The following is a 14,497-nucleotide window of genomic DNA, read 5'->3' as shown; positions in this document are numbered from 1 at the left end:
GCATGGATCCGGAGCAGCGTCTCGACGGCGGGCGGGAGGTGTTGTCGCGGGTCGAGGGGGAGACGCCTCGGCCTGAGGTATGTGGTGATGCCGTGCTCGACAGCGCTGCCGGGTTGTTGCGCCAGTACCACGATGCGGTCGCGGGGTGGATGCCGGAGGCAAGCAATTGGCAGGTGGCGCCGGTGCCGGCGGGTGCGCCTGAGGTTGTCTGCCACAACGACCTCGCGCCGTGGAATCTGCTGATCCGCGACGGCGAGGTCGTCGCGTTCGTCGACTGGGATACGGCGGCGCCCGGACCGCGGGCCTGGGACCTCGCGTACCTCGCGTACACCCTCGTCCCGCTGGCCGCGCCGGAGAACCTCGCACCGATGGGCTGGCCGAGCCCGACCCCCGTGCGCGAACGAATGCTGCGAATCCGGGACGCGTACGGCTGCTCGCCTGAGCAATGGCAAGAGGTGCTGACCACGATCCCGGTCCGTATCCAGGCCGCCTACGACACGATGCGTATCTGGGCCGCCCAAGATCGCCCCGGCTGGCGCGCGCAATGGGAACAACCGGCCCCGTGGCACCACGGAGCCGGCTACCTCCGCGACCTCGCTTACCTCAACTCGCTCGCCGGCGGAGAGATGGGTTGGTGAGCGCCGGGACGACGGAGTGTTTTTCGGTGGGGGAGAGGTCGGTGCCGGGGGCCACTATTTTGTCGATGGTGTTGAGGATGTCGGGGGTGAGGGTGGTGTCGGCGGCGGTCAGTTGGGATGTGAGGTGGGCGAGGGTGCGGGGGCCCAGGAGGGTGCTGGTGACGGCGGGGTGGGTGGTGGTGAAGGCCAGGGCCAGTTGGATCAGGGTGAGGCCGGATTGGGCGGCCAGGGCGGCCAGTTGTTCGACGGCTTCCAGTTTGGTGGCGTTGCTGGGGACTGTGGGATCGAAGCGGTCGGGCATGACGGTGGCGCGGTTGGTGGTCGTCGGGTGACCTGCGCGGACGGCGCCGGAGAGCCAGCCTGAGGCCAGCGGGCTCCAGGTGAGGACGCCGAGGCCGTACTGTTCGGCGACCGGCAGGACCTCCCGCTCGGCGCCGCGTTGCAGCAGGGAGTAGTTCGGCTGTTCGGTGGTGAAGCGGCTGAGGTGGTGGCGGTCGGCGGTCCACTGGGTCTCGACCAGCCGGTACGCCGGGTACTCGGACGTGCCGAAGTGCCGGATCTTGCCCGCGCGCTGCAGGTCGGTCAGCGCGGACAGCGTCTCCTCGTCGCTGGTGGTCGGGTCCCACCGGTGCACCTGGTACAGGTCGACGTACTCGACGCCGAGCCGGCGCAGGCTGTTGTCCAGCGCGGTCGTGAGCCAGCGGCGGGACGCCCCGCGCCGGTTGCGGTCCTCGCCCATCGGGAGGCCGGCTTTGGTGGCGAGGACGACGTCGTCGCGGCGGCCGGCGATCGCGGCGCCGACGAGTTCTTCGGACTGGCCGTCGGAGTACATGTCGGCGGTGTCGATCAGGTTGATGCCCGCGGCGAGGGCGGCGTCGATGATCGCGGTGACCTCGTCGGGGCCGGTGCGGCCGATCGCGCCGAAGTTCATCGCGCCGAGCGCGAGCGTGCTGACCTGGATGCCGGTCCGGCCGAGGGTGCGGTACTGCATGGGTCCTCCGGTGCTGTCATGATGGAGATCAAAGCGGAACGCTGATCCGCATTCGACAATACGGAACGATGTTCCGATTCGCAAGGGAGGGGTCACGTGCAGGAGCAGCCACGCCGGCGGGCCGACGTCCGCCGGAACGAGAAGGCGCTGCTCGACGCGGCCGCCGCGGCGTTCGTCGCGTCCGGCGTCGACGCGCCGGTGCGGGACATCGCCGCCCGAGCCGGGGTCGGCGTCGGCACGGTGTACCGGCACTTCCCGAGCCGTGCGGACCTGGTCGTCGCGGTCTACCGGCATCAGGTCGAGGAGCTTGCCCGGGCCGGTTCGCAGTACCTGACGTCCGAGCCGACGGCGTACGCCGCGCTGCTCCGCTGGATCAACGGGTTCGTCGACTTCCTGGTCACCAAGCACGGCCTGCCGGACGCGCTGAGTCAGGGCGCCGGGCTGCACGCCTACTTCCTCGACGAGCTCGTCCCGGTCTGCGCCGAGCTGCTCGCCGCCGCGCGCGCATCCGGTGAGGTCAACCGCACGGACGTCCAGGCCCTCGAGCTGATGCGGGCCATCGGCAACCTCTGCATCGGCGCGAACGACGACGAGCGGTACGACGCCCGCCGTACCGTCGCCGTGTTCGCCGCCGGCCTCACCGTGCCACGTGCAGCGTCGGACGGTACGTGAGCTCCTGGGTGTTGCCGTCGAATGGGCGCGCCTCGAGCAGTTCGAGATCGAAGTCGAGCGCGCCGCCGAAGATCGGGCTGATGCCCGTCTGCCCGGTGATGACCGGGAAAATCGGCCAGTCGAGCGGCTGTATCACGGGTCGAACTCCTCGCCCGCGCCCAGCATCCGGGTGTTCACCCGATGGGTGGTGCCGCCGATCACCATCCGCTGGTCGGCGGAGTACTGCTCCAGCCGATGCGCCAGGAACTCCGGCCCCTGCTTCCCCCAGTACCCGCCCCAGTCGCCGGTGTGCGACCCGAACCCGTCCAGGCTGCTGAAGATGTCGAACGTGTACACGATGTGCTCCTCGTCGTAGGTGGTCTTCACCTCTGCAACGAAGACCCGCGGGCGGCTTCGACAGCCCGGGCGCGGACGTATTTCGAGTAGCGGACCGTGAAGACGACCGGGACCGCGAAGGAGGCGATCCGGAGCGCGATCACCGGCGCGGCCATGTGCGGAGCGACCGCGGTGATCACCGCGGCGGCGATGCCTTCGACGGTGAAGCTGATCGCCCACACGAGCGTGATGATGACGTTCGTACGCCGGAACACCGGGTTGTCCCAGATCTCGCGCTCGACCATCGTGCGGGCGATGCCGAGCGTGAACGGCCGCCGGATCGCCAGCGATCCCCACGCCGTCAGCGCGAGCCAGGCCGACGACATCGCCAGCAGGTTCTCGTGCAGCGGCGCCTGCGGTGCGGCGAACGCGATCACCGCGACCAGCGTGAAGAACACGGCGGCGCTCAGTTCGATCACCATCGACTCGAGCTTCTTGCCGGTGGACAGTTCCCAGCCGACGAGTCCGAGCGCGATGACCAGCCCGATCAGCGCGCAGAACCGCCAGTCCAGCTTGGTGGTCGCGATCGCGTAGATGATCCACGGGGCGAAGCTGCGGAGATAGCTCATGAGATGATCCGTACTCCCTGACATTCCAGTAGTGACATGTCGAAACTAGATGCTCATCTCTCGACATGTCAACAGTGGAATGTAGGATGCGGACATGAGTCTTCGACACGCGATGCTCGGCCTGCTCGCCGACCAGCCGGCCAGTGGGTACGACCTGATGCGCCGCTTCGAGATCTCGCTGGCCAACGTCTGGCCGGCGACCCAGAGCCAGGTGTACGGCGAATTGGCGAAGCTGTCCGCGGACGGGCACGTGACGGTCAGTGCCGAGGGACCGCGGGGGCGCAAGGAGTACGCGATCACCGACGCCGGGCGGGACGAGCTGCGGCGCTGGCTGCTCGACGACCGGCCGCGGCGGCGCCGCGACGACCTGATGCTGCGGGTGTTCTTCCTCGGGACGGTCTCACCGGCCGAGGCGCAGGCCTTCCTGGAGCGCGGCGTCCAGCGGATGAACGGGGTCGAGCAGGACCTGCGGACGCTCGAACGGTCCACCGACTGGACCGAGGGTGATCTCGCGGTACACGGGCGGATCGTTCTTCAGTGGGGTCTGCGCTTCGCGGCCATGCATCGCGAATGGGCCGAGTGGGCGCAGACCCAGCTGCCGAAGGACTAGTTGTTGTACGTCGACTCGTCCAGGCCGCTCAGGCTCGGGTCGTAGCTGACGTCGCCGACGTCGTACATGGACGTCATCCAGTGGTAGAAGTTGTCGCCGCGGTCGCGCAGTACCTGGTACAGGCGGCGCATCAGGCGTCCGCGGACGGCGGCCTGCTCCGGGTGGTCGTACACGTTGAGGAGCTCGTCCGGGTCGAGCTCCAGGTCGTACAGCTCGTTCACCGAGTCCGGGTTGACGACCAGCTTGTACCGGTCGGTGCGCAGCATCCGTTGTGGATAAGGGAAATGGTGGCCGTGGAACTCGCAGACGATGTCGTCCGCCCACTCGGCCGGCTCGCCCGTCACCAGCGGGAGCAGGCTGCGTGAGTCGACGGCCGGCTTCGGGTCGGCGCCGGCGAGTTCGAGGATCGTCGCGGTGCAGTCGAGCAGGCTGACGAACTCGTCCCGGACGACGCCCTCCGGCTGACCGGGCACCCGGAGAATCCCCGGTGTGCGGTAGATGTCCTCGTACATCGCCGGCCCCTTGTCGTGCAGGCGGTGCGATCCGGTGAACTCGCCGTGGTCGCAGGTGAAGAACACCGCGGTGTCGTCGGTCAGCCCGAGCCGCTCCATCGCGGCCAGCACCCGCCCGATCTCGAAGTCGATCAGCGCCACGTAGCCCTGGTAGACCGCGATCAGCTTCCGGGTCGTCTCGATCGGCATCGTGTCGAACGTCCAGTGCGCGCTGTAGTTCTTCTGCACCGGCGGCTTGCCCTGGAAGGTTTCGGCGATGGAACGGGGCAGCTCGACGTCGGCGGGGTCGATGAGGTCGAAGTATTCGTTCGGCAGGATGTACGGCAGGTGCGGGCCGAAGAAGTGCAGCGCGAGGAAGAACGGCTCGCCGGCGTACGACTCGAGCTGCTCGATCGCGCGGGTGGCGAGGTAGTGCTCGAACGTCGCCTCGACCGGCTGGTGCAGGCGGGCGGCGAGCAGGTTGCCCGGGCCGCCGTTCGGCAGTGTCCCGCGGATCCGGTCGGAGATCTCGTACGGCGGGAACCCGTGGTCGTCGAGGTACGCCAGGTAGCCCGGGTGGTCGACCGGGTTGTGCCAGCCCGGCAGGTCCGGCCCGTCGAACCCGAAGTCGCCCGCGGACCTGTTCGTGCCGACGTGCCACTTGCCGATCAGGCCGCAGTTGTACCCGCGGTCGCGGAGTGCCTGCGAGAACGTGAACGTGCCCTCGCCGAGGTCCTCGATGTACCCGACGTTGCGCTCGTAGTTCGCGAGCAGCTTGTGCCGGAACGGCGCCTGCCCGGTGAGCAGGCTGGCGCGGGCCGGCGTACAGATCGCGGTCGGTGTGTACCAGCGGTCGAACCGGGTTCCGGTCCGGGCCAGCGCGTCCAGGTTCGGCGTCGTACCCAATTGGTTGCCGTAGGCACCAAGTGTGTCGACGCGGTGCTGGTCGGTCATCAGGAACAGGATGTTCTGCACCTCTGTGACGCTATGCCCGCCGCGGCGACCAGACAAATCGGTGCCGTGTCCTGTCGTACTACTGAGCCCGCTGCGACAGCGCCGTGCCAGCGCGACGTGCGGCCGGGTTGCGACGGTGGGTGCACCAAGAGAGGAGACGACGATGTACGACGTGGTGATAGTAGGTGCGGGCCCCGTGGGACTGATGCTGGCCTGCGAGGTCGGCCTGGCCGGCGGCTCGGTGCTGGTGCTCGAGAAGGAGCCGGAAGGGCAGTCGCCGTGGCGGGCGTGGCCGTTGGGGATGCGCGGGTTGTCGGCGGCATCGATCCAGGCGTTCGCCCGGCGCGGGCTGCTGGACGCGTTGACGGCGGCGGCCGACACCGAGGAGGCGCCGGCCGGTTCGCGGCGGGTGGGGCATTTCGCGGGCATCATGCTGGACGGCTCCGGCCTCGACACGCCGCCGTACCAGCTGCCGAGTGTGCTGCCGGGGATGCTGATGACGAGCCTCGAATCGGTCGGGAACGTGCTGACCGAGCGGGCGGTGAAGCTCGGCGTCGAGGTCCGGTACGGCGTCGCCGTCGACGGGGTCACGCAGTACGACGACCACGTCGTGGTGCGGGCCGGTGCGCAGGAGTACGCGGGGCGCTGGGCGGTCGGGTGCGACGGCGGGCGGAGCGCTATCCGGCGGCCGGCCGGGTTCGAGTTCGTGGGGACCGAGCCGCAGTTCACCGGGTACGTACTGCAGGCGACACTCGCGGATCCGGAGAAGCTCGCGGGCGGGTTCAACCTGACGCCGTCCGGGATGTACCTGGTCATGCACGCCGACGGGCACGTCGCGATGATGGATTTCGACGGCGGCGCGTTCGACCGGACCCGGGAGCTGACGCGGGAGCACCTGCAGTCGGTTCTGCGGCGCGTGTCGGAGACCGACGTGACGGTGGCCGAGGTACGGCTGGCGTCGACGTTCACGGACCGCGCGATGCAGACCACGACGTACCGGAACGGCCGTGTGCTGGTGGCCGGCGACGCCGCGCACATCCATGCACCGCTCGGCGGGCAGGGGCTGAACACCGGGCTCGGTGACGCGATGAACCTCGGCTGGAAGCTCGCGGCCGTCGCGCGCGGCGAGGCGTCGGAGGCGCTGGTGGATACGTATACATCCGAGCGGCACCCGATCGGGGAGTGGGTGCTCGACTGGACCCGCGCCCAGGCGCTGGTGATGAAGCCCGGCCCGAACGCCGCCGCGACCCAGCGCCTGGTCCGCGACCTGCTGCAGACGAAGGACGGTACGGCGTACGTGTACAGCAAGCTGTCCGGCCTGGAGTTCCGGTACGACGTCGGCGACCACCCGCTGGAGGGCCGGAACGCGCCGGACTTCAGCTTCGAGGACGGCACCCGCCTGGCCGACCTGATGCAGGACGGCGGCGGGCTGCTCCTCGACTTCACCGGCGACCTCCAGGAGTACGCCGACCGGATCCGCTACGTCGCCGCCCGCCCTGCCGACGACCTCGGGCTGAAGGCCGTCCTGCTCCGCCCCGACGGCGTCGTCGCCTGGGCCGACGACCCGTCGACGCTCGACGCCGCGCTGACCAGGTGGTGCTGACCTCAGACGAGCAGCAGCGCCTTGATCGCGGTGCGCCGGTCCATCGCCTCGTACGCCGTGGCGGCGTCCGCCAGCGGGACGCTCAGGTCGAAGACCTTGCCCGGGTCGATCACGCGGCGTGCGATCAGGTCGATCAGCGTCGGCAGGTACTGACGGACGGGCGCCGGTCCGCCGTGCAGGTGCACGCCGGAGAAGAACAGCTCGTCGCCGGGCAGGCTGACGTCGTGGGCGACGCCAACGTATCCGACATGGCCGCCGGCGCGGGTCGCGCGGATCGCCTGCAGCATCGACTCCTGGGTCCCGACCGCCTCGATCACACTGTGCGCGCCGTACCCGTCGGTGAGGTCCTTGATCCGGGCAACGCCCGCGTCCCCGCGCTCGGTGACGATGTCGGTCGCGCCGTACTCCAGCGCCAGTTGCTGCCGCGGTTCGTGCCGGCTCATCGCGATGATCCGCTCGGCCCCGAGTTGCCGGGCCGCGAGCACGCCGAGCAGCCCGACCGCTCCATCACCGACGACCGCCACGGTCTTCCCCGGCCCGGCAGCCGCGGCGACGGCGGCGAACCACCCCGTCCCGAGGACGTCGGAGGCGGCCAGGTACGACGGGACCAGGTCGGCGTCGGGCGTCCCCGGCACCGCGACCAGCGTGCCGTCCGCGAGCGGCACCCGGGCCAGCTCGGACTGGGTGCCGACGGCCCCCATCGGTACGGCGTGCACGCAGCGCGACTGGTATCCGGCGCGGCAGATCTCGCAGGTGTTGTCGGACGCGAAGAACGACCCGATCACGAAGTCCCCAGGTTTCACGGACGTCACCGCGGACCCGACCTCCTCGACGACACCGACGTACTCGTGCCCCATCGGCGTCGGCCCGTCGACCTTGTCCTGACCCCGGTACGACCAGAGGTCCGACCCGCAGACACAGGTGGCGGCGAGCCGGATGACCGCATCGGTCGGCCGCTCGAGCACCGGATCCGCCCGCTCCTCGACCCGAACGTCGCCGGGACCGTACATCATGACTCCACGCATGGAAGTACACCTCGCTTGTTGGTGATCAATGCGAACAGGGAAAGGGCCGACAGGACGAGCACGATGACCGCCATCGGTACGGCGCTCCGCTCGCCCCCGAGCCCCGCGAGCGGGGCGATGACGCCGGCCATGCACCACTGCAGGAACCCGAGGAGTGCCGAACCGGTGCCGGGATGATCGGGTACCCGCGCCGAGGCGAGTGCGCCGGCGTTCGGCCCGACGAAGCCCTGGGCGGTCATCAGCACGAAGAACCCGATCAGCGCGAGCGGCAGCGGCATACCGAACCACAGTGCGCCGGCCAGCAGCAGCACGCCGGCCGAGACGGTCGCGATCAGTCCCGCGCCGACGAGCACGCGGGTCGGGATCCGATCCGCCAGCCGCGCGGCGGCCAGCGTGGCGAGGGTCAGGCCGACGGCGTTCGCCGCGAAGTCCACGGAGTACGCGATCGGTGACAGGCCGTTCATCGACTGCAGGACGAACGCGGACGTGGCGACGTACGCGAAGATCGTGCCCATCGAGAACGCGAACACCACCAGGTAGCCGGTGAACGCGCGATTCCGCAGTACGTCCGCCGACCACCTGGCCGAACGGCCGGGCTGCCGGAGAGTCTCCGGTACGCCGATCGCGACCGTCACGACCATCAGCGCCGCGAGCGCGGCGACGAGCCAGAACGACACCCGCCAGGTCGACAAATGGAGCACGGCCGCGCCGGCCAGCGGACCGGCGATCGGCGCCACCCCGGCGATCCCGGAGACGAGGTTCATCGTCCGGACCAGCCGGGCTCCGGAGGTCAGGTCGACGACGACCGCCCGGGCGATGACCATCGCCCAGCCGCCACTGAGGCCCTGCACCAGCCGGGCGCCCATCATCACGCCGACGGACGGGCTGAACGCGCACGCGACCGACGCGACCGTCAGCACCAGCAACGCGACCAGGAGCGGCCGCCGGCGCCCGATCCGGTCCGAGAACGGGCCGCCGATCAGCTGCCCGAGCGCCATCCCGACGAAGAACGTGGTGAGCGTCAGCTGTACTTCGGTGGCGCTCGCGTCGAGGTCGCGTGTGACCAGCGGGAAGGCCGGGACGTACATGTCCGTGGCCAGCGGGGCGATCGCGGTGATCAGGACGACGGCACCGAGCACCGTAGCGGTAAGTGCACTGCTGGTTTCCGGCGACCGCTCGACGGTCAGGCTCATCTGGTTCCTCTCGGCATCGCTTGCATCTCCATGCAAGCGCCCGGAACGACGGTGAAGAAGGCCCGCTCGAGAGGTGTACCGGCAGTACATCCCTCAGCGGGGGTGACGCCGGTACTGTCGATGGCATGGACAACAAGGCGGAGGTCCGGGAGTTCCTGACCTCGCGGCGGGCGAAGTTGACGCCGGCCGACGTCGGGCTGCCGAACGTCGGCCGGCGTCGGGTGCCCGGGCTGCGGCGGAGCGAGGTCGCGACGCTGGCCGGGGTCAGCATCGAGTACTACGCGAAGCTCGAACGGGGTGCGATCGCCGGGGCGTCGTCCGCCGTACTCGAGGCGATCGCGCGGGCGCTGAACCTGGACGAGACCGAACGCGCACACCTGCTCGACCTCGCGCGGGCCGCCGACGGCATCCCGACGTCGGGGCGGCCGCGGCGCCCGCAGGCTGCGCTGCCCGCGTCACGGCTGAGCCTGCAGTGGGCGCTGGAGGCGATCACGGACGGCGTCGCGTTCGTCCGCAACCCCGCGCAGGACCTGCTCGCCACGAACGCGCTCGGCCGGGTGTTCTACTCGCCGGTGATCGGCGAAGGCGGCCGGACACCGAACCTGGCCCGCTTCCAGTTCCTCGACCCGGCGTCCCGCGACTTCTACCCCGACTGGGACCTGTTCGCCCACATGTGCGTCGCGATCATGCGCGCCGAGGCCGGCCGCGACCCGCACGACCGGGCGCTGCAGGACGTGGTCGGCGAGCTCTCCACGCAGAGCGAGACGTTCCGGCGGTTGTGGGGCTCGCACGACGTCCGGACGCACGGAACCGGGACGAAACGGTTCCGGCATCCGGAGGTCGGGGACCTGACACTGGCGTACGAGGAGTTGGCGGTCACCGCCGACCCAGGCGTGATCCTGATGCTCTACACGGCCGAGCCCGGATCGGCGTCCGCGGAGAAGCTCCGGCTACTGGCGTCGCTTGCTGCGGGCAACTTCTCTGGGCTCAGGTGACGATCCGCAGCGGGGATTCGAGGATGCCGGTCAGGGCCCGGAGGAACTCGGCGGCGAGGGCGCCGTCGATGATCCGGTGGTCGGCGGTCAGCGTGTAGGTGAGGCGTTTGCGGGTGGCGAGGACGCCGTCGTCGAGGGCGAGCTCGTCGGTGACGGCGCCGACCGCGAGTATCGCGCCCTGCGGCGGGTTGATGATCGCGGTGAAGTGCTCGACGCCGTACATCCCCAGGTTGCTGATCGTGAAGGTGCCGTCGCTGAAGTCTGCCGGGGTCAGCTTGCGGTCCTTTGCTTTGGCGATCAGCTCCTGGGTTGTGGTCGCGATCGTGCCGACCGAGAGTCGGTCGGCGTCACGCACGACCGGGACCACGAGGCCGCCCACCGACGCCACCGCCACGCCGATGTGCACCCGCTGGTGCAGCAACGTCTGCCCGCCGTCGTCAGGCGAGTAGGAAGCATTCACTCCCGGCCACGCTCGCAACGCCAACGCACAGGCCCGCACGAGCAGATCGTTGAAACTCACCCGTACGCCGTTGTCGTTGATCTGCCTGCGCAGTTCGACCAGCGCTCCCACGTCGGCCGACGCCGTGACACAGAACGCCGGCACCTCGCGGCTACTGCCCACCAATCGCTCGGCCACGACCCGCCGTACCCCGTCGAACGGCACTACCTCAAGATCAGCCCGCACAATCCGGCCACCCGGGCCACTCCCGCGAACCGCGCCCAAGTCAATCCCCCGCTCCCGAGCCACTCGCCGAACCAAAGGAGTAGCCACCACGCGCCCCACCCCCTCCACAAGAGCCGACCCCACCACTCGCCCACCAACCGCTCTCGCTCCTGCGCCTGCTGTCTTCGGGTCGTCCGGTGCCAGCGTCGTGCCGGCGGATCCGCCCGACGCTTCCGCCGGTTGTCCTGCGGGTGATGCTGCTGTGGTGAGGCGCGCGATCGGCGTACCGATCGGCGCGGTTTCGCCTTCTGGGACGAGGATTTCGGCGAGGGTGCCGGGCTCGTACGCCTCCTGGTCCATCAGGGCCTTGTCGGTTTCGATCTCGACCAGCAGATCGCCGGCCTTGATCTCGTCGCCGGCGGACTTGTGCCAGGTGGTGATGGTGCCTTCGGTCATCGTGTCGGACAGCCGGGGCATCAGGATGTCGGTCATGGGGAGTCCTTTCAGGGGTGGCGGGAGACGGCCGCGAGGGTTTCGCGGATCGCGGTGACGGCGTCGGCGGCGGACGGAAGAGCCGCGGTCTCCAGAGGCTTGGAGTACGGCAGCGGCACCTCCGCCATCGCGACCCGTCGTACCGGCGCGTCCAGCCAGTCGAACGCGCCGTCCGCGATCGTCGCCGCGACCTCCGCGCCGATCCCGTACGTGAGCCAGTCGTCCTCCAGCACCACCGCGCAGTTCGTCTTCCGGACAGACGCGACGATCGTCTCCCGGTCCAGCGGGCGCAGGCTGCGCAGATCGACGACCTCGACGTCGATCCCTTCGGGCGCGAGCTGCTCGGCGACCTCGAGCGCGACCGCCGCCATCCGCGAGTACGCGACCACGGTGATGTCGGCCCCGGCCCGCGTGACGGCAGCCTTGCCGATCTCGGCCGGCCCGAGATCGTCGGGCACCTCGCCGACCGTGTTGTAGAGCGCGAGATTCTCCAGTACGAGCACCGGATCGTCGTCCCGGATCGCCGCCAGCAGCAACGCCTTCGCATCCGCCGGGCTCGACGGCGCGACCACCTTCAGCCCCGGTACGAACGCGTAGTGCAGCTCGATGTTCTGCGAATGCGTCGCGCCGAGCTGCTGCCCGCCGCCGCCCGGGGTGCGGATCACCATCGGCACCCGGGCCTGCCCGCCGAACATCCCGTAGATCTTCGCCGCATGGTTGACGATCTGGTCGAGGGCGAGCAGCGAGAAGTTGATCGTCATGATCTCCGCGACCGGCCGCAGCCCGAGCATCGCGGCCCCGATCGCGGCGCCGGTGAAACCTTCCTCGGCGATCGGGGTGTCCCGGACCCGCCGCGGCCCGAACTCCGCGAGCATCCCGGCGGTGATCTTGTACGACCCCTCGAACCGCCCGATCTCCTCGCCGATCAGGAACACGTCCTCGTCCCGCAACAGCTCGGACCGGAGCGCGTCGTGCAGCGCCTGCCGGTAGCTGATCACGCTCATGCGGACACCGCCGGGAAGAGCGCGTCGCCGGGCAACCGCCGCGAGTCGTTCGGCACCGGCGTCGCGTACGTGTGGTCGAACAAGGTCGACACTTCCGGATGCGGACTCGCCTCCGCGAACTCCGCCGCCGCCGCGACGGCCGCCAGCGCTTCGCCGTCGATCTCCGCGATCAGTTCGTCCGTGAGCAGCCCGCGCTCATGCAGCCGGACGGCGTACGCCGCCACCGGATCCGCCGCCTTCAACGCCTCCGCCTCGGCGCGCGTGCGGTACCGGGCCGGGTCGACCACCGAGTGCCCCTTGAGCCGTTCGGACACCGCCTCCAGCAGGTACGGCGTACCCTTCCGCGCACCCGCGAGCGCCGTCCGGGCCGCCCGGTACACGGCCGCCGGATCGTTGCCGTCGACCCGCGCCGACCGCATCCGGTACGCCGCCGCGCGCTTGTACAGTTCGGGTTCCGCGGACGACTGCTCGACGGTCGTGCCCATCCCGAGCCCGTTGTTCACCACGACGTACACGATCGGCAGCCCCCACAGCGCGGCGAGGTTCAGCGACTCGTGGAACGCGCCGATGTTGGTGGTGCCGTCGCCCATCAGGCACAGCACCGCCTCGGCCCTGCCGCGGTAGTCGATCGCGAGCGCCGCGCCCGTTGCCAACGGCACCTGACCGCCGACGATCCCGTACCCGCCCATGAACCGGGCGCCGACGTCGAACATGTGCATCGACCCGCCCCAGCCCTTCGACACCCCGTCGGTGCGCCCGTACAGCTCGGCCATCACGCGTTCCGGCGCGATCCCGCGGGCGAGAGCGTACCCGTGCTCGCGGTAGTTGGTGAATACGTAGTCATCCGGCCGGAGCGCGGCCATCAGCCCGGCGACGGTGGCCTCCTCGCCGAGGTTCAGGTGGCAGTAGCCGCCGATCCGCGCCTCGGTGTACGCACGCGCCGCGCGTTCCTCGAACCGCCGGACCAGCACCATCTGCCGGTAGAACGCCAGCAACTGCGCGTCCGGCAGCGGGGCCAGACGTTTCGGCGGGCGGGCCTTGCTTGCGGGCATGCGGGCGCCTCCTCTTAATGAAACGAAATACGTTTCATTATAGGATTGGCGCAGACGTTGTCGAACAGGAGGGGTACGGAGATGGCGGACACCGGCGCGCGCAAGCGCGGACGCCCGACCGCGGCCGAGCGCGCGCAACGCCGGGACGACATCCTGGACGCGGCCGTCCGGCTGCTGATCGCGGACGGGTTCGCCCAGGTCACGCTGGACGACGTGGTCGCCGCCGCGCGGGTCACCAAGCGCACGATCTACGCGTACTTCGGGGACCGCACCGAGATCTTCCTGGCCGCTGTCGAACGGCTGCGCAGCCGGACCCTCGAACAGCCCGACCAGCAGGACACTCTCGAGCGACTGGCCACGAAGATCGTCTTCGCCCTGCACTCCGACGAGGCGATCGGCCTGCACCGCCTGATGATTACCGAGGCCCGCAGCTTCCCCGACCTCGCGGCCCGCTTCTACGAGGACGGTCCGCAGACCTACATCGCCGCCCTCCGCGAACGCCTGCCGTCCACCGACGGCGACCGTGCGGAGCGGGCCGAGGCGCTGTTCGGGCTCCTCCTCGGCGAGCAACATCGCCGGCGCCTGCTCGGACTCCGCGAAGCACCCACCCGCGAAGCTGCCGCTGCCCAGGCCCGCGCCGCGCTAGCCACCATCGGCGCACTCTGAGTCCCGGGCCCAGGAACGCCGCTCTCGTCGTGTCTGCAGGCGGACCGGCCCCGGCCCCTCGTCCTGCAACGCGTCGTCCGGGTTGAGTAGTGCGCACGCCTTCATCGACAGGCAGCCGCATCCGATGCACCCGGTGAGTTCGTGTTCCAGTTGTTCGAGGATCCGCCGGCGCTCTTGCAGTTGACGCCGCCACGACCGTGACATGCGCTGCCAGTCCTCATGCGTCGGCGCATGATTGTCCGGCAGTCCTTCGAACACGGCAGCGAGGTCCGAGAGCGGCACACCAAGCCGCTTGGCGACCACGATCAAGGAGATCCGCCGCAACATGTGCCGCGCGTACAGGCGCTGATTGCAGCCGTCGCGGCTGGACACGATCAGCCCTTTGCGTTCGTAGAAGTGCAGCGCGGAGATCGGTACGCCGGTGCGCCGCGCCACTTCGCCGATCGTCAGCGGCACGGTCGTGTCCACGTGTCTCTCCATCGTGCCGCCGACGCTAGAGGCTC

At 69.9% G+C, this 14,497-nt stretch carries 17 protein-coding genes; 6 read left to right on the top strand and 11 right to left on the bottom strand.

Going from position 1 to position 14,497, the window contains the following annotated elements:
• Nucleotides 1-2: 2 nt before the first annotated feature.
• A complete protein-coding gene (locus tag ACXJJ3_RS10145) occupies nt 3-638 on the top strand; it encodes a phosphotransferase (protein WP_458169717.1) in 636 nt (211 codons plus the stop codon).
• Here the strand turns inward: ACXJJ3_RS10145 and ACXJJ3_RS10140 are convergent.
• On the bottom strand, nt 604-1,629 hold the full coding sequence (locus tag ACXJJ3_RS10140; RefSeq protein ID WP_458169716.1) for an aldo/keto reductase: 1,026 nt from the start codon (nt 1,627-1,629) through the stop codon (nt 604-606). The two genes, ACXJJ3_RS10145 and ACXJJ3_RS10140, sit on opposite strands and share 35 nt — an antisense overlap.
• Nucleotides 1,630-1,725: 96 nt before the next feature.
• On the opposite strand from ACXJJ3_RS10140, the gene ACXJJ3_RS10135 reads away from it, so the two are divergent.
• Nucleotides 1,726-2,301, top strand: a complete 576-nt coding sequence (locus ACXJJ3_RS10135) for a TetR/AcrR family transcriptional regulator (RefSeq protein WP_458169715.1) — start codon at nt 1,726-1,728, stop codon at nt 2,299-2,301.
• Here ACXJJ3_RS10135 and ACXJJ3_RS10130 read toward each other — a convergent pair.
• Genes ACXJJ3_RS10130 through ACXJJ3_RS10120 form a run of 3 tightly spaced genes read right to left on the bottom strand, consistent with a single transcriptional unit; the run spans nt 2,267 to nt 3,245 of the window.
• The gene (locus ACXJJ3_RS10130; RefSeq protein WP_458169714.1) at nt 2,267-2,437 is read right to left on the bottom strand and encodes a hypothetical protein; all 171 of its coding nucleotides are present in this window, start codon (nt 2,435-2,437) and stop codon (nt 2,267-2,269) included. The two genes, ACXJJ3_RS10135 and ACXJJ3_RS10130, sit on opposite strands and share 35 nt — an antisense overlap.
• Nucleotides 2,434-2,667, bottom strand: a complete 234-nt coding sequence (locus ACXJJ3_RS10125; RefSeq protein WP_458169713.1) for a hypothetical protein — start codon at nt 2,665-2,667, stop codon at nt 2,434-2,436. The genes ACXJJ3_RS10130 and ACXJJ3_RS10125 overlap by 4 nt, the downstream gene beginning before the upstream one ends.
• On the bottom strand, nt 2,664-3,245 hold the full coding sequence (locus tag ACXJJ3_RS10120; protein WP_458169712.1) for a hypothetical protein: 582 nt from the start codon (nt 3,243-3,245) through the stop codon (nt 2,664-2,666). Before ACXJJ3_RS10120 ends, ACXJJ3_RS10125 begins: the two co-directional genes overlap by 4 nt.
• A 94-nt stretch (nt 3,246-3,339) precedes the next feature.
• Here ACXJJ3_RS10120 and ACXJJ3_RS10115 point away from each other — a divergent pair, with 94 nt between their 5' ends.
• Complete coding sequence (locus ACXJJ3_RS10115) at nt 3,340-3,855, top strand: PadR family transcriptional regulator (protein ID WP_458169711.1); 516 nt, start codon at nt 3,340-3,342, stop codon at nt 3,853-3,855.
• Here ACXJJ3_RS10115 and ACXJJ3_RS10110 read toward each other — a convergent pair.
• Nucleotides 3,852-5,321, bottom strand: a complete 1,470-nt coding sequence (locus ACXJJ3_RS10110) for a sulfatase-like hydrolase/transferase (RefSeq protein WP_458169710.1) — start codon at nt 5,319-5,321, stop codon at nt 3,852-3,854. The two genes, ACXJJ3_RS10115 and ACXJJ3_RS10110, sit on opposite strands and share 4 nt — an antisense overlap.
• Here ACXJJ3_RS10110 and ACXJJ3_RS10105 point away from each other — a divergent pair.
• Nucleotides 5,311-6,903: an FAD-dependent monooxygenase gene (locus ACXJJ3_RS10105; RefSeq protein WP_458169709.1), complete on the top strand. Its 1,593-nt coding sequence runs from the start codon at nt 5,311-5,313 to the stop codon at nt 6,901-6,903. The genes ACXJJ3_RS10110 and ACXJJ3_RS10105 overlap by 11 nt on opposite strands.
• Before the next feature lie 2 nt (nt 6,904-6,905).
• Here the strand turns inward: ACXJJ3_RS10105 and ACXJJ3_RS10100 are convergent, their stop codons facing one another.
• Together ACXJJ3_RS10100 and ACXJJ3_RS10095 are read right to left on the bottom strand one after the other, a co-directional pair.
• Nucleotides 6,906-7,928 (bottom strand): zinc-dependent alcohol dehydrogenase family protein, encoded by a 1,023-nt coding sequence (locus ACXJJ3_RS10100; RefSeq protein ID WP_458169708.1) that lies wholly within the window; start codon nt 7,926-7,928, stop codon nt 6,906-6,908.
• A complete protein-coding gene (locus ACXJJ3_RS10095; RefSeq protein ID WP_458169707.1) occupies nt 7,913-9,121 on the bottom strand; it encodes a multidrug effflux MFS transporter in 1,209 nt (402 codons plus the stop codon). The genes ACXJJ3_RS10100 and ACXJJ3_RS10095 overlap by 16 nt, the downstream gene beginning before the upstream one ends.
• A 125-nt stretch (nt 9,122-9,246) precedes the next feature.
• Between ACXJJ3_RS10095 and ACXJJ3_RS10090 the strand changes: the two genes are divergently transcribed.
• The gene (locus ACXJJ3_RS10090) at nt 9,247-10,116 is read left to right on the top strand and encodes a helix-turn-helix transcriptional regulator (RefSeq protein WP_458169706.1); all 870 of its coding nucleotides are present in this window, start codon (nt 9,247-9,249) and stop codon (nt 10,114-10,116) included.
• On the opposite strand, the gene ACXJJ3_RS10085 is transcribed toward ACXJJ3_RS10090, so the two are convergent.
• Genes ACXJJ3_RS10085 through pdhA form a run of 3 tightly spaced genes read right to left on the bottom strand, consistent with a single transcriptional unit; the run spans nt 10,109 to nt 13,328 of the window.
• Nucleotides 10,109-11,272, bottom strand: a complete 1,164-nt coding sequence (locus ACXJJ3_RS10085; RefSeq protein ID WP_458169705.1) for a dihydrolipoamide acetyltransferase family protein — start codon at nt 11,270-11,272, stop codon at nt 10,109-10,111. The genes ACXJJ3_RS10090 and ACXJJ3_RS10085 overlap by 8 nt on opposite strands.
• Before the next feature lie 11 nt (nt 11,273-11,283).
• Nucleotides 11,284-12,276, bottom strand: coding sequence for an alpha-ketoacid dehydrogenase subunit beta (locus tag ACXJJ3_RS10080; protein WP_458169704.1), 993 nt, complete (start codon nt 12,274-12,276; stop codon nt 11,284-11,286).
• Nucleotides 12,273-13,328: a pyruvate dehydrogenase (acetyl-transferring) E1 component subunit alpha gene (pdhA, locus tag ACXJJ3_RS10075; RefSeq protein ID WP_458169703.1), complete on the bottom strand. Its 1,056-nt coding sequence runs from the start codon at nt 13,326-13,328 to the stop codon at nt 12,273-12,275. Before pdhA ends, ACXJJ3_RS10080 begins: the two co-directional genes overlap by 4 nt.
• An 81-nt stretch (nt 13,329-13,409) precedes the next feature.
• On the opposite strand from pdhA, the gene ACXJJ3_RS10070 reads away from it, so the two are divergent.
• A complete protein-coding gene (locus tag ACXJJ3_RS10070) occupies nt 13,410-13,994 on the top strand; it encodes a TetR/AcrR family transcriptional regulator (protein ID WP_458169702.1) in 585 nt (194 codons plus the stop codon).
• Here ACXJJ3_RS10070 and soxR read toward each other — a convergent pair.
• Entirely contained in the window at nt 13,971-14,462 is a 492-nt protein-coding gene (gene soxR / locus ACXJJ3_RS10065; protein ID WP_458169701.1) for a redox-sensitive transcriptional activator SoxR, read from the bottom strand. The genes ACXJJ3_RS10070 and soxR overlap by 24 nt on opposite strands.
• Nucleotides 14,463-14,497: the final 35 nt, after the last annotated feature.

This window comes from Kribbella sp. WER1 (assembly GCF_054189145.1).
This window is presented reverse-complemented; position numbering and strand designations above follow the sequence as displayed.

Excerpts from the sequence above, each read along its gene's own strand:
- ACXJJ3_RS10105 (WP_458169709.1), top strand. The coding sequence starts at position 5,311 with ATGTTCTGCACCTCTGTGACGCTATGCCCGCCGCGGCGACCAGACAAA.
- ACXJJ3_RS10085 (WP_458169705.1), bottom strand. The coding sequence starts at position 11,272 with ATGACCGACATCCTGATGCCCCGGCTGTCCGACACGATGACCGAAGGC.
- pdhA (WP_458169703.1), bottom strand. The coding sequence starts at position 13,328 with ATGCCCGCAAGCAAGGCCCGCCCGCCGAAACGTCTGGCCCCGCTGCCG.
- ACXJJ3_RS10090 (WP_458169706.1), top strand. The coding sequence starts at position 9,247 with ATGGACAACAAGGCGGAGGTCCGGGAGTTCCTGACCTCGCGGCGGGCG.
- ACXJJ3_RS10095 (WP_458169707.1), bottom strand. The coding sequence starts at position 9,121 with ATGAGCCTGACCGTCGAGCGGTCGCCGGAAACCAGCAGTGCACTTACC.
- ACXJJ3_RS10140 (WP_458169716.1), bottom strand. The coding sequence starts at position 1,629 with ATGCAGTACCGCACCCTCGGCCGGACCGGCATCCAGGTCAGCACGCTC.
- ACXJJ3_RS10120 (WP_458169712.1), bottom strand. The coding sequence starts at position 3,245 with ATGAGCTATCTCCGCAGCTTCGCCCCGTGGATCATCTACGCGATCGCG.
- ACXJJ3_RS10080 (WP_458169704.1), bottom strand. The coding sequence starts at position 12,276 with ATGAGCGTGATCAGCTACCGGCAGGCGCTGCACGACGCGCTCCGGTCC.
- ACXJJ3_RS10115 (WP_458169711.1), top strand. The coding sequence starts at position 3,340 with ATGAGTCTTCGACACGCGATGCTCGGCCTGCTCGCCGACCAGCCGGCC.
- ACXJJ3_RS10100 (WP_458169708.1), bottom strand. The coding sequence starts at position 7,928 with ATGCGTGGAGTCATGATGTACGGTCCCGGCGACGTTCGGGTCGAGGAG.
- ACXJJ3_RS10070 (WP_458169702.1), top strand. The coding sequence starts at position 13,410 with ATGGCGGACACCGGCGCGCGCAAGCGCGGACGCCCGACCGCGGCCGAG.
- ACXJJ3_RS10145 (WP_458169717.1), top strand. The coding sequence starts at position 3 with ATGGATCCGGAGCAGCGTCTCGACGGCGGGCGGGAGGTGTTGTCGCGG.